This is a genomic window from Pedobacter ginsengisoli, assembly GCF_030244015.1.
Taxonomy (GTDB): domain Bacteria; phylum Bacteroidota; class Bacteroidia; order Sphingobacteriales; family Sphingobacteriaceae; genus Pedobacter; species Pedobacter ginsengisoli.
In genome coordinates, this window is the sequence record NZ_JASSYX010000001.1 from 667,807 (window position 1) to 681,618 (window position 13,812).

The 13,812-nt window shown below is 43.8% G+C and carries 9 protein-coding genes; 6 read left to right on the forward strand and 3 right to left on the reverse strand.

The window, feature by feature from the left end; all coding sequences use genetic code 11:
* Positions 1-233: 233 nt before the first annotated feature.
* The 3 genes from QEP08_RS02975 (at position 234) to QEP08_RS02985 (ending at position 4,966) form a co-directional block, all read left to right on the forward strand.
* Positions 234-2,075: a glycoside hydrolase family 2 protein gene (locus tag QEP08_RS02975; RefSeq protein ID WP_285055557.1), complete on the forward strand. Its 1,842-nt coding sequence runs from the start codon at positions 234-236 to the stop codon at positions 2,073-2,075.
* Positions 2,076-2,311: 236 nt separating this feature from the next.
* A complete protein-coding gene (locus tag QEP08_RS02980; protein ID WP_285055559.1) occupies positions 2,312-3,889 on the forward strand; it encodes a CotH kinase family protein in 1,578 nt (525 codons plus the stop codon).
* 42 nt (positions 3,890-3,931) lie between these two features.
* Positions 3,932-4,966: a glycoside hydrolase family 43 protein gene (locus QEP08_RS02985; RefSeq protein WP_285055562.1), complete on the forward strand. Its 1,035-nt coding sequence runs from the start codon at positions 3,932-3,934 to the stop codon at positions 4,964-4,966.
* 120 nt (positions 4,967-5,086) lie between these two features.
* Here the strand turns inward: QEP08_RS02985 and QEP08_RS02990 are convergent, their stop codons facing one another.
* The 3 genes from QEP08_RS02990 to QEP08_RS03000 form a co-directional block, all read right to left on the reverse strand.
* Complete coding sequence (locus QEP08_RS02990) at positions 5,087-5,521, reverse strand: carboxymuconolactone decarboxylase family protein (protein WP_285055565.1); 435 nt, start codon at positions 5,519-5,521, stop codon at positions 5,087-5,089.
* A gap of 105 nt (positions 5,522-5,626) precedes the next feature.
* A complete protein-coding gene (locus QEP08_RS02995) occupies positions 5,627-6,199 on the reverse strand; it encodes a Crp/Fnr family transcriptional regulator (RefSeq protein ID WP_285055567.1) in 573 nt (190 codons plus the stop codon).
* Positions 6,200-6,219: 20 nt separating this feature from the next.
* On the reverse strand, positions 6,220-7,104 hold the full coding sequence (locus tag QEP08_RS03000; protein WP_285055570.1) for an AraC family transcriptional regulator: 885 nt from the start codon (positions 7,102-7,104) through the stop codon (positions 6,220-6,222).
* Positions 7,105-7,337: 233 nt separating this feature from the next.
* Between QEP08_RS03000 and QEP08_RS03005 the strand changes: the two genes are divergently transcribed.
* Genes QEP08_RS03005 through QEP08_RS03015 form a run of 3 tightly spaced genes read left to right on the forward strand, consistent with a single transcriptional unit; the run spans position 7,338 to position 13,791 of the window.
* Entirely contained in the window at positions 7,338-10,601 is a 3,264-nt protein-coding gene (locus tag QEP08_RS03005; RefSeq protein WP_285055573.1) for a SusC/RagA family TonB-linked outer membrane protein, read from the forward strand.
* A 24-nt stretch (positions 10,602-10,625) separates the two neighbouring features.
* A complete protein-coding gene (locus tag QEP08_RS03010) occupies positions 10,626-12,551 on the forward strand; it encodes a RagB/SusD family nutrient uptake outer membrane protein (protein WP_285055574.1) in 1,926 nt (641 codons plus the stop codon).
* Between the two features lie 43 nt (positions 12,552-12,594).
* Positions 12,595-13,791, forward strand: a complete 1,197-nt coding sequence (locus QEP08_RS03015; RefSeq protein WP_285055577.1) for a DUF4959 domain-containing protein — start codon at positions 12,595-12,597, stop codon at positions 13,789-13,791.
* Positions 13,792-13,812: the final 21 nt, after the last annotated feature.

Genomic DNA, 13,812 nt, shown 5'->3' on the forward strand with positions numbered 1-13,812 from the left:
TTTAGATACCTGTTCAAACTTAGAGAAAATTGCTTTTATATTTAGGGTGTCTTTTAACCGGATTGTTGAGGTTTGAGACAAAATGGAGAAATTTTGATACAAATCAATTTAAAGACCGAAATTAAAAAACCAATCTTTGGTTGTGATTTTATGCAGCATAGCCAGGGATTGCTAAAACACAGACCAAATATAAAAACCGATTTCAATTTGAAATTTAATCAACACACTATAAAATGACTAAAAACTATTTATTAGCAACGGCATTGTCCTGCCTGTTGCTGAGTGCAAAAGCGCAAACAGGCTGGAAACCGGTTGGCGGAAGAATTATGACGCCATGGGCTGAAAAGATAAACCCGGCTAGCCCATTGCCAGAGTATCCACGTCCGCAATTGGTGAGAGCTAACAACTGGAAGAACCTGAATGGGTTATGGGACTATTCCATCACTGATAAAAACGCGGAAGCCCCGAAGAGCTATCAGGGAAAAATATTGGTTCCTTTTGCTGTGGAATCGGCCTTGTCCGGGGTGGGGAAAACGCTGGATAAAAATAACCTGTTGTGGCACAAAACCAGCTTTGCGATTCCTTCAAGCATGAAAAACACCATTTTGCTGCATTTTGGCGCGGTAGACTGGAAGACAGATATCTGGCTGAATGGTCAGAAAGTCGGCACACATGAAGGTGGCTTTGATCCGTTTTCTTTTGACATCACAGCTTTTGTTAAAAAAGGCGGAAAGCAGGAACTGGTGATCAGTGTATGGGACCCTACAGATGAAGGCCCTCAGCCTAGAGGCAAGCAGGTCAAAAAGCCTGAGGGAATCTGGTATACGCCTGTGAGCGGGATCTGGCAGACGGTATGGCTGGAAAGTGTTCCTAAAAGCTATATCGCTTCAACCAGACAGACACCGGATATTGACACCAAAACCCTTGCTGTATCGGCTGATGTGCAGTCTGCTTTGGCAGGGGACAAATTGAGGGTTACCGCATTTGACGGTAAAACTAAGGTTGCAGAGCAGGAAGTAGAGGCCAGTGAAGAAGCTTCACTGCCAATTGCCAATCCTAAACTCTGGACGCCCAATTCTCCTTTCTTGTACGATCTTAAAGTGGCGGTGCTGCGCAATGGAAAAGTAATTGATGAAGTGAGCAGCTATTTTGCAATGCGTAAGTCGTCAATGGGCCCTGATAAGGAAGGCACACAAAGAATGTTGCTGAACAATCAGTTTGTATTTCAGTATGGTCCTTTAGATCAGGGATGGTGGCCTGATGGATTGTATACTCCTCCGACTTATGAGGCGATGGCATTTGACATCATCAAAACGAAGGAAATGGGTTTTAATATGATCCGTAAGCACATCAAGGTCGAGCCGGCACGCTGGTATTATGAGTGTGATAAACTGGGTATACTGGTTTGGCAGGACATGCCAAGTGGTGACCTGGGTAACCACTGGGAGCCTAAGCTTGGCCAGATGGGTGGAACAGATAAAGACCGTACACCTGAATCTGAGGGCTATTACCGTAAGGAATGGGAAAAGATCATGAAGGACCTGCATAATTTTCCAAGTATTGTGGTCTGGACTCCTTTCAACGAGGCCTGGGGACAGTTCAAGACTAAAGAGATTGCGGAATGGACAAAAAAAATGGATCCTTCGCGCCTTGTGAACAGCGCTAGTGGCGGTAACCATGTGATCACCGGTGATATTGTTGACCTTCATCATTATCCTGATCCTCAGATGCCGAGACCTGATCTTTTTGGGCCGACACATGCGGTGGTTTTGGGTGAGTTTGGAGGTTTAGGGCTTCCTATTAAAGAACATACCTGGCTGCAGGACAAAAACTGGGGATACGGTAAGCTTTTCGAGAATACCGAAGAACTGTTCAAACGTTACTCATCATTTATGGACAGAATGGACTTTTTGATCACAAAAGGTTTGTCGGCAGCGGTTTATACGCAAACTACTGATGTGGAGAATGAAACCAATGGTTTGATGACTTACGACAGGAAAGTGATTAAGGTTCCTGTTGAGAAATTGAAAGCAGTTACTGATAAGTTATATACACATTCGTCAGTGATGCCATAGTAGGAATGGTGTTTATGTAATCGCTTGGGGGTTTGAAGAAAAATTACCGTTCTCCTCGAAGACTGCATCTCTTAGGCCCCGATGAAGGATCGGGTCAAAGAGCGCTGATGTCTTCTCTGAGAAGGTAATTTTTCTCCGGCCCCCAAGCTTGCGTTTAAGCACAGGTGTTATGTGCAATGTCGATGTTTCAATGTCATTGAATTATTGCTATATTGTATGTCCAAATATCTAATGCTATGATCAATAAGGGATATAAATTAGTTTGTTTAGTGCTTGTCTTTTCTGCATTTGCTTCCTGTAAAAAGAGTAAAGATCCTGTGGTTGAACCGAAACCGGAGCCACCTGTATTATCTGCGGATAAGGTGCTCAAAACCTTTGCTTTTAAGGCCAGTAAAAATCCTGTTCTCGTCAATGATGTAAATGGAGAAATTATTGGAGATACCATTTATGCCAGGGCCTTTGCGGGAACTGATATCAGTAAACTGGCTCCTGTATTTACATATGAAGGGAAAAAGGTGACGGTCGGTGACATTGCTCAGCGAAGTGATACTACGATCAATGACTTTACTAAACTGGTGACCTATAACATTATCGCTGAAGATGGCACCAAGAAAAGCTACATTGTAAAGTTCACAGATAATGGCGTTTCAGCCCTTTACATCAACACAAATAATGTTCCTATTACAAGCAAGGAGGTCTATGTTACCGGTTCCATAAAGATTGTCAGCAATTTTAAGGATGTGGTTTACGATGGGAAGACTGAAATAAAAGGCCGGGGAAATTCTACCTGGTACGATATGCCGAAAAAGCCTTATCGCATAAAACTGGATAAGAAGGCTGCTTTATTGGGTATGCCTGAAAGTAAGAACTGGGTTCTGCTTGCCAATTATGCCGATAAGACTTTGATGCGTAATGAGCTGGCCTTTATCCTTAGCAGGAATATTGGCAGGGCGTTTACTCCTGCTTCGAGATATGTTGAGGTGTATCTCAACGGCGCATATTTGGGAAATTATCAGCTTACCGAGCAGATTAAGGAGGGTAAAGGGTTGGTCGATATTGAGGAACAGCCAAAGGGAACTACAACACTTCCAGACCTTGCAGGTGGATATTTAATAGAGCAGGACTTGTTTGCAAATGGTGAACCAATACATTTCTATACCGCAAAGAATATGCCTTTCGTAATTAAGTATCCTGATGAGGATGATATCAATCAGGAGCAAAAAGACTACATCAAAAATCACTTCCAGAAATTTGAAGATGCCCTCTATGCTGCGGATTATACAGATCCGGTAAATGGTTACCGAAAATACTTTGATGTAAATACCTATGTGGATCATTACCTGATCAATGAGGTGATCGGTAACCCGGATGCGTTCCGGAGTACTTACCTGTTTAAAAAACGCAATGACGAAAAGATTTATACCGGCCCTATATGGGATTTTGATAAAGCCGCAAACAACGACAATCGTCTGGGCGATCAGGTTCATGGATTGATGGCGAATTCGGCTTTTGAACCTAAGATCTGGCTGAAACGTCTGTTGACAGACCAATCTTTCAGGCAGCGCATCCGCGCCAGATGGAATGAGATAAAACCAAAGATCTATGCTTTGACATCATCTATGTACCCAATAGCTGCAAAACTCGCCGTTTCGCAGGTCAGGAATTTTACAAAATGGGATATATTAAATAAACAATCCTATCTTGAACTTCAAGTAAACGGATCTTACGCCGGTGAAATACAATATTTAAAAACATTTCTAAACGACCACATCGCCTGGCTGGATGGAAAATTTAATAGCGCAGAGTACCAGTAACCTTCATTTTGCCTAACTTAGGTCATTGAATTTGAACACCACATGAAACTAAGATTCCTGACAATTGTCCTGATGGCTTTGCTGGCAAGTGCTGCGCGGGCGCAAACGTTTACCAACCCATTACTGCCGTCGGGTGCGGATCCTTACTGTTTTTACAAAGATGGTTATTACTATTATACCCATACCACCGGCCGGAATTTAGTACTGTGGAAAGCAAAGAATATTTCTGAGTTAAGAACCGCAGAGAAAAAGGTGATCTGGACACCGCCGAAAACCGGACCGTATTCTAAAGAATTATGGGCGCCGGAAGTGATGTTCCTGCGGGGCAAATGGTATGCTTATTTTGCGGCAGATGGTGGAAATAACAATAACCACCGCATGTATGTCCTGGAGAATGCATCAGCTGACCCCATGGAAGGTGAATGGGAATTTAAAGGGCAGATTACTGACGTGACAAATAAATGGGCAATTGACGGGGATGTAATTGAACATAAGGGGAAACTTTATATGATCTGGTCGGGTTGGGAAGGTGATGTGAATGGAAAACAGGAGATCTATATTGCAAAGCTTAAGAACCCATGGACTGTAGATGGTCCCAGAGTGAAGGTGTCAAGCCCTGAGTTTAAATGGGAGCTGTACGGAGACCTCAATGAACCAAATCTGAAACATGTCGATGTCAATGAAGGCCCGCAGTTCCTGGTTCATAAGGACAAGATTTTTATTGTGTATTCTGCCAGTGGCTGCTGGACGGATTTTTACGCTTTAGGGCTGTTGACGGCGTCTGCGGGTTCTGACCTGCTGGATCCGGCTTCATGGAAGAAATCTGCAGAGCCTGTCTTTAGGAAGTCTGCGGAAAATGGCGTCTATGCACCGGGACACAATTCGTTTTTTAAATCGCCTGACGGTAAGGAAGACTGGATTTTGTATCATGCAAATGATAAACCGGGCCAGGGATGCGGGGGCTTCCGGTCGCCGCGCGCCCAGCAGTTTTCATGGAATGCGGACGGTACGCCTAATTTCGGTATTCCTGTTAAAATTGGGACGGAATTAGAGTCGCCAGCAAGGAAAAATCAATAGTTGCCCGGCATGGTTGCATAACCCAGGAGATCATGCAACCCCCTAGCAACCCCCTTGAAGAGGTTAAGAGGAGGTTGTAAAGTTATAGTACCAGAAAGGCACCATATTGAAAGCTTAAGTTTAAAGTTCCGGTTCCATTTTGGTACTGACTCCAATCCGGTTCCAGGCGTTAATAGTGATGATGCCCATGATCACCTGGGCGAGATAAGTATCGCCTAATAACGAGGCGGCCTGATTGTAAGTCTCATCAGATACCCTGCCTGCAATTAGCGTCACTTCTTCTGTCAGCTGCAATATCGCCCTTTCCTGCTCATCAAAGAAAGGAGTTTCTTTCCAGCACGTCAATGCAAAGATCCTGCGTTCGGTCTCACCATTTGCGCGGGCATCTTTGCTGTGTTTATCTACACAAAAAGAACATCCGTTGATCTGAGAGGCTCTGATTTTGATCAGTTCCCAGTGTGTTTTACTAAGGCTTGAGCTTTCAATGTATTTGTCCAGTGCAAACATTGCTCTGTATGCTGCCGGATCTGCCTGATTAATTCTGATTCGATTCATTTTCTTTGTTTTTTGTTAAGACAAAGTTGCGCAACCAGGCAGCCTCAAAAAATGAACTGAGTTTAAGAAATTCTAAAATGCAGGAAATTTTATGCAGAATGAGGGTCAGTGTTTCTTTGCCCGGAGCCGGCTCAGGAACTGGGGGGTAAAGCCGAGGTAAGAGGCGAGCATGTATTGCGGTACGCGCTGTATAAATTCCGGAAACAACGAGGAGAAGTGCCTGAAGCGTTCCTCATCGGTCATATTGAAGATATATCCCAATCTGCGCTGCGCCGCTACGAAAGCCTTTTGCATGATCAGGGCAAAATAAGTTTCTAATGATGGCACCTGCCTGAACAGTGCCGCCTTGTTTTTCTCCGGAAGTAAAAACACCTCGGTTTCTTCTATCGCCTGGATGGTACAGGCCGATGGCCGCCCTGTCATGAGGCTGTCCTGATCGGCGATCCACCAGTTTTCTATCGAAAAATTAATGATCTGCTCGTTTAACTTTTTATTGATAAAATACTGACGTACGCAGCCCCTTATGATGAAATAATTGCCTTTGCAGGTTTTGCCGGCTTCCAGCAAAAAATCCTTTTTATGGTATTTTTTATATTCCAGATTTTGACAGAGCAATTCCTCTTCCTCAGGGGTCAATACTACATATTTGCGGATATGGTCTAAAATTTCCCGGTACATCTGTGCTTCTTTTTAGTCAACTATTTCTTATGGGCCTTACGGTAGGCGGAAGGTGAGGTGCCGATCAGTTTTGTAAACAATCTTGAAAAATAGTACTGATCGTCTATGCCCAGTAATGCGCAGATTTCTTTAATGTTCTTGTCGGTAAAATAAAGGTACTGGCAGGACTGCTGGATTTTGAGCTGGTTGAGGTAAACAATCGGCGACTGCCCGGTCCTGGCTTTGAAACGACGGAGATAATGAGAGACGGAAAGATTTTGTTCCTCGGCCAATAAGTTAACGCTAAGCTTTTTATCCACGTTTTTTTTCATAAAAGCAATCGAGTTGCTGACCATATCTATGTTGTATACTGCAGGATTGATTTCTTTGTAGTAGATGAATGAGGTTACAAAATAAAGTAGCCGAAAATTCATGATTTCCATATCGCGGGAACTAAAGCTTCTGTCAAGTGTATTGTATATCTGGTCAAATGTGCTGATCCGGGACTGCTCAAATGGAATAGCATGGACATGGTGCTTATCATCAACCAGGGAGCGTTCATAAATTTTTCTTGAGTTTGTTCCGCTAAAGTGCAGCCAGTAAATACTCCAGGGGGTTTTGGTTGAACTGTAATAACGGTGCGGTATGTTTTTTGGAATGATAAAAAAGGTATTTGCTTTCAGCAGGTATATTTCTCCGTTCATTTCGATCCGGCCTTCTCCATCTATACAGTAGAGGAAAATAAACTCAGCAGCACCATGCAGACGTTCGCGGTCATGGCCGACTGCATGAGGGTAGTATCCGATCGCAGTCAGATAAAAGGAACTGATCAGAGGATTTGCTTTGATCTCCTTTCTAATGTTGGGAGTTAGAACAATCATCCTTTGCCCGAGAAAACCTTCCTTTATTTTTTTGTGCTCTTCCATTCCTATTCATTAACGTATTTGCAAATGTAATCTATATTTTGATGTTATTGTCCATCATTATGGTTGGTTTATACATTAAACTGAATGTGGATATTGTAGCGCGGCTGTGGTAAAACATGGATCTTGTGGTGTGATGGTATTATTGTCCATCATTATGGTGAATTTATACATTTTATAAAGTTGCCACATGCGATAGCTTTACCTCACCAAGATATAAACTTAAACAAATCTGTATGAGAAGAATTCTGAACACATCAGCATTATTGCTGATCTGTTTTTTTACACTTGTGGGAAATAAGGCCTACTCACAGGGATCCGCTAAGATTACCGTGGTCGGTACGGTGACGGATACATTAAAAAATAAAATAACAGGTGTCAACATCATGGTCGAAGGGAACCCTAAAATAGGGACGCGAACGGATGACAATGGTAAATTTGTGCTTGATGTTGATGCGGGTGCAGTGCTGAAAATATCCTATGTGGGGTATAAGGAACAGCATGTTACGATATCCGCCAGCAATAAAACGCTGAATATTCAACTGAAAGAGGATAATTTGGTTGCCGATGAGATTGTCATCACGGCTATGGGCCAGAGACAGCGTAAAGAAGCCATGGTGGGTTCTGTAACGACAATCAAGCCAGGCGCATTAAAGATCCCCTCCAGCAACCTTACGGCTTCATTAGCAGGGCAGGCCGCCGGAATTATTGCTTATCAGCGCAGCGGACAGCCCGGACAAGACAATGCCTCGTTTTTCATTCGTGGTGTAACCACCTTCGGATATAAAAGAGAACCGCTGATCCTGATTGATAATGTGGAGTTAACTGCCAATGACCTTGCCAGACTGCAGGTCGATGATATTGAGAGTTTTTCCATATTGAAAGATGCAAGTGCAACTGCCCTCTATGGTGCCAGAGGGGCCAATGGAGTAATTTTAGTAAGTACCAAAGAGGGAAAGGAAGGAAAGGCTAAAATCAATTTCCGCTCCGAATACTCGATGTCACAGTCTACCCAGACATTGCAACTGGCAGATCCTATCCAGTATATGCAATTGTACAATGAGGCATCTTTGACACGTGATCCTAAACTGCCTTTGCCCTTCCCTGTAAGTAAGATCGAGAACACTAAAGCAACGCTTGCCGGTGCGCCGGGCAGTAACCCTTACGTATTTCCTGCCGTTGACTGGTTGGATATGCTTTTTAAGGACCGGGCTACTACACAGCGCAATAACCTGAGTGTGAGTGGTGGCGGCTCTACTGCGAAGTATTATATCGCGGGGTCATACAATATTGATAATGGGGTTTTAAAGACGGATGTCAGGAACAATAACAACAACAATGTCAACTTTAAAAATTATCAGCTGCGCTCAAATGTAAATGTAAACCTGACCAAGACCACAGAGGTTGTGATCAGGCTTTCAGGTACTTTCAGTGAATATAACGGGCCTATAACTGCGGACGGATCCTTTGCTTCTGACCTCTACAATGTTGCAGTTCATGCCAGTCCGGTTTTGTTTCCTGCCTACTATCCTGCCGAGGGTGAAAACGCGAAAGCAAACCACATTTTGTTTGGAAACGTTGGCGGGCCTGACGGAACTGCCAATAACAGCATCCGGTATCCGAACGGTAATCCTTATGCCCAGCTTTTACGAGGACATAAGAATTCATCTGAATCCCGCATGTCTGCCCAGCTGGAGTTGAACCAGGATTTTGGTTTCATTACGGAAGGACTTAAATTCAGAAGTATATTTAACACCAACCGTTATTCTTACTTTGACTCTCAGCTTGCTTATTCACCTTATTTCTATAGTGCAGGTGGCTATGATAAACTAAACAATTCTTATTCGCTGACCTGGTTAAACCCGAGAAATAATGTGTCGAATAATGTGCCTACTGAATATCTGGTTTACAGCAGAAACGAGCCGAATGCCAATTCCTTCTATTATTTCCAGGGGGCACTTGATTACAATAAGTTATTGGGTAATCATGGCATAAGTGCGACTTTGATCGGTACTGCGCAGCAAACGCTTTATTCAAGTGCAAAAGACCCGGTTTTGCACGTGACCACCTTACCTTATTCTCTTCCTTTCAGAAATTTAGGTTTGGCGGGCAGGGCAACTTACAATTATAAGAGCAAATATTACGCAGAGGTCAATTTTGGGCTGAACGGTTCAGAACGTTTTTCTGAAGAACACCGGTATGGGTTTTTCCCAACATTTGGTCTGTCATGGGTAGCGTCAAATGAAAGCTTCTGGAAAGCCGGAGGTATTGTTGACCGATTGAAGATCCGCGGAAGCTATGGTCTGGTAGGTAATGATGCGATTGGTAACCAGCGGTTTTTCTATCTGTCTGATGTGAATCTAAACGGCGGAAATTTTGCCCAATTTGGGATCAATAACGGTACTCAGCTCAACGGTGTGACCATCAGGAGTTATGCCAACTCCAATATCACGTGGGAGACTTCGCGTCAGACCAATGTCGCCGCAGAGATTACCATGTTAAAAAACCTGAACATTGTGGCCGAATTCTATAAGAATCATCGCTATGATATTCTGCGTGAACGGCAGGTACCTGTGACCGAAGGTTTTGAAGCTGCTGTGCTCACCAATCTTGGTGTGGTAGATTCTAAAGGTATAGACCTCTCCGCTGATTATAAGCAGAACTTTAACAATGGCCTTTGGACATCTTTCCGGGGAAACTTCACTTATTCTACCAACAAATATACCTACATAGAAGAACCCAATTATCCGGAAACCTGGCGCCACTTTATTGGTCAGCCGATCAGCCGGGGCTATGGTTATATCGCAGAAAGATTGTTTGTCGATGACAACGAGGCCAGAAACTCACCGACGCAGATCATGTCTATCAATGATGCTTATGGTAATAAAATAAACGGGATCTTACCGCAGGGTGGTGATATCAAATATAAGGATGTAAATGCCGACGGAAAGATAGACGACCTTGACCAGGTATTTTTAGGTTATCCTGAAACACCGGAGATTGTTTATGGATTTGGTTTCTCCAGCGGCTTTAAGGGATTTGACCTTTCTGCTTTCTTTCAGGGGCAGGCCAGGGTATCTTTTTTCATCGATCCAAGGAAGGTGAGTCCTTTTGTTGAACGTAACGTCGCCTACATAGACGGAAATACACAAGTACTGAAAGAGTTTGCTGATAACCACTGGTCTGAAGAGAACCAAAACTTATATGCCTTGTATCCTAGACTGGGGACCAGTTCGGCGGCTATCGCTAATAACCTGCAGCCGAGTACCTGGTGGCTGAGAGACGCCAGTTTTATCAGGTTAAAATCACTTGAAATCGGTTATACCTTACCGTCCAGCATTTCTAAATCCCTGAGGATTTCAAACTGCAGACTGTACTTTAACGGACTCAATCTTATCACCTGGAGTCCCTTCAAAATGTGGGATCCTGAATTGGGAGGCAATGGATTTTCCTATCCTATCCAAAAGGTATTTAACGTAGGCTTAAACCTGAATTTATAAGTATATACAACAGAAACAGAAGACATGAAATACCATTATAAATTAATTTGTGTAACCATACTTTGCATAGCAGGCATGTCCTGTAAAAAGTATCTGGACGTTGTGCCAAATAATGTTGGTACGCTTGATTATGCTTTTTCAAATAGAAATGAGGCTGAAAATTATTTGTTTGGCTGTTACAATACCTACCAGACACTGATCCGCGGGACGGTAAACAACCCCGGATTTACGACCACTGCAGAAATCTATTATCCAAATCTGGAAGGCAACCCCTTTAACAAGATCCCTTCTACAGGCTTTAGTCTGATCAGGAATATACAAAATTCAGGGAGTCCTGTTTTGGACTTCTGGAATGGCGGAAACGGGGGACAGAACATTTATCAGGCCATCAGAAGGTGTAACATTATGTTGGAAAACATAGATAAGCCGATTGATCTGAACGAGCCTGAAAAAAGAAGATGGATTGCCGAGGTTAAGTTTTTAAAGGCTTTTTATCACTATTACATGATCCGTTTTTACGGACCTATTGTTCTCGCCAAGGTAAACCGCCCGATTGACGGCCCTATTGAGGATACAAAGGTAAAAAGGGCGACGGTCGATGAGTCTTTTGACTATGTGACATCGCTTCTGGATGAGGCCATTCCGGACCTGCCTCCGGTGATCACCAACCGGATCAATGAGCTGGGCCGTATCACCACTGCTATGGCAATGGCGGTTAAAGCTGAAGTTTTAACTACCCAGGCCAGTCCTTTGTTCAACGGCAATCCTGATTACGCAGTCTTCAAAGACAAGGACGGCAGAAATCTTTTTTCTACTACCGCAGACCCTGCGAAATGGGAGAAAGCGGCTGCAGCCTGCAAGGCCGCAATTGTTGAGTTTGAGCTGCGAGGAGGCAAGTTGTATACAGAAGTACCGACCAATCAAGTAGAGAGCGCATCTGATGAAATAAAAAAACTACTTACGCTGCAGAGTGCGGTCACGCAAAAATGGGAGCAGAACCCTGAGCTGGTCATCGCCTCGCAGTTTGATTTTGACTACCAGGGTTATGCGATGCCGAAACTAACCACAGCTGCTGTGGCACAGAGTAATGATCATCCGTCAAATTTTTCAGTGCCGATTTCCACTGCGGAACTATTTTATACTAAAAATGGGGTGCCTGTCAACGAAGATAAGACCTGGGACTATGCGAACCGGAACACCATAAAAGCGGGCGACGATGCCAATAAACATTACATTAAACTGGGTTACGAAACCGTAAAGAGTCACTTTGACAGGGAACCACGGTTCTATGCAGACATTGCCTTTGATGGTGCGATCTGGTTTGGGAACGATAAAAGGAAAGAAGAGGAAGCTTATGTGGTACAAGGGCGCGGACCTGCCGCTGTTTCCGGTCCAAAGAGTCTTTTTGCGACAAACGTAACGGGTTACTGGCCTAAAAAACTGGCCAACTACCTTACGGTGATGGATGTAGGCAGTCCAAAATTTGAAGGATTCCGTCTCCCTGTTATACGTCTGAGCGGACTGTATCTTTTGTATGCTGAGGCATTGAATGAAAGTTTACCGGCCCCGTCGGAGGAGGTTTACATGTATATTGATAAAGTTAGACAGCGCGCCGGTTTGCAGGGAGTCAGGCAGTCCTGGGAGACTTATGCCAAAGATGCCACTGCGCCATCAGACAAAAATAAGCTGCGTGCGATTATTCACAGAGAGCGAAGAATTGAACTGTGCTTTGAGGGTCAGACCGGCTGGGACCTGCGCAGATGGAAAGAGCTGCAGGATGTGCTGAGCAGACCTTTTCAGGGCTGGACGGTAAGCCAGGCAAATGCGGTTGAATACTATCGCCCGCAGACGGTTGCCATTCCTGTTTTTGGTGTGAAAGATTATTTATGGCCGATCAAAAATTCGGAAGTGGTTATCAATGAAAATTTAGTTCAAAACCCATTTTGGTAGCGGTTGTAAATAACTGAGAAATTAATCTTTTAAATAGATGATTATGAAAAATATATTGATCCTTATACTGATGATGGCTTTCTTAGCCTCCTGTAAAAAAGAGGAATCGAACATTGAGGTCATTTCCAGGGATATGACCAAGCCGGGTGTGGTGAGCAATGTGAAAGTTGAAAACCTGGAAGGTGCTGCCAGAATTACGTACAGGCTGCCCAATTCAGAAAACCTGCTTTATGTTTTGGCGCGGTACAATATCAATGATAACCGTGTCCGGGAGACCAAAGCAAGTTATTATACGGATACGATTATGGTAGACGGGTTTGCCAGATCGCAGGAGTATGAGGTGACTTTGTATGCCGTCAGCCGTGCCAATGTGATGTCTGATCCGGTAGTTGTTAAGGTAACGCCGGAAACACCAAATTATGTTAAGATAAATTCAGATCTGGAGATTAACCCTGACTTTGGCGGAGCGAGTTTTTTTGGACTTAACAGGAACAGGGCGCCTATAGCTGTGCACCTTCTTGTTTTTAATGAGCAGACTAAAAAGTACGATGAACAGGAGCCGGAATACATTAGCAGTGATACCATTAATGTTGCCATCAGGAACCTGCCCCCAACTCCTCAAAAGGTAGGCGTCTATACAACCGACAGATTTGGAAATGTTTCTGATACGGTATTTAAAACATTGACGCCGTTGTTTGAAACTCAACTGGACAAGAGCAAGTTTTTTGTGTACAACATGGCTAATGATACGCCATCAGATTATGGCTGGGTATTCCAAAATTTCTTTGATGGACGTGTTGACGGCAATGGATGGCATACGGGCAGGTCTTCCAGGCTAATCTCTACATTTGGTATGGGTACCTCGGCTATCATCAGTCGTTTTGTGGTGTGGCAGAGACCATCTGAGTATTATGGATATCAAAATACGCACACCTTTACCATTTGGGGTTCAAATAAGGACAATCCCGCTGAGACTACTTTGCCGAAAGGTTCTGCTGGGGGAACTGTGGCCGGTGATTGGGTGAATATGGGCAACTTTGCTTTTCCTAATCCACCTTCTGGCTTAGCGCCTAACCAGGCAAATGCTGCTGATAAAGAATTTGTTGCCAAAGGGGTCAATTTTACGATGCCGCGTCCGGCACAAAATGTGAAATATATCCGTTTCGAGGTTACCCAAACCTGGGGCGGGCTTGACTATGTGAATGCCATGGAAATAACGCTTTTCGGAAACCCTTTGTGATATCGTGTAACGCTGATAAAA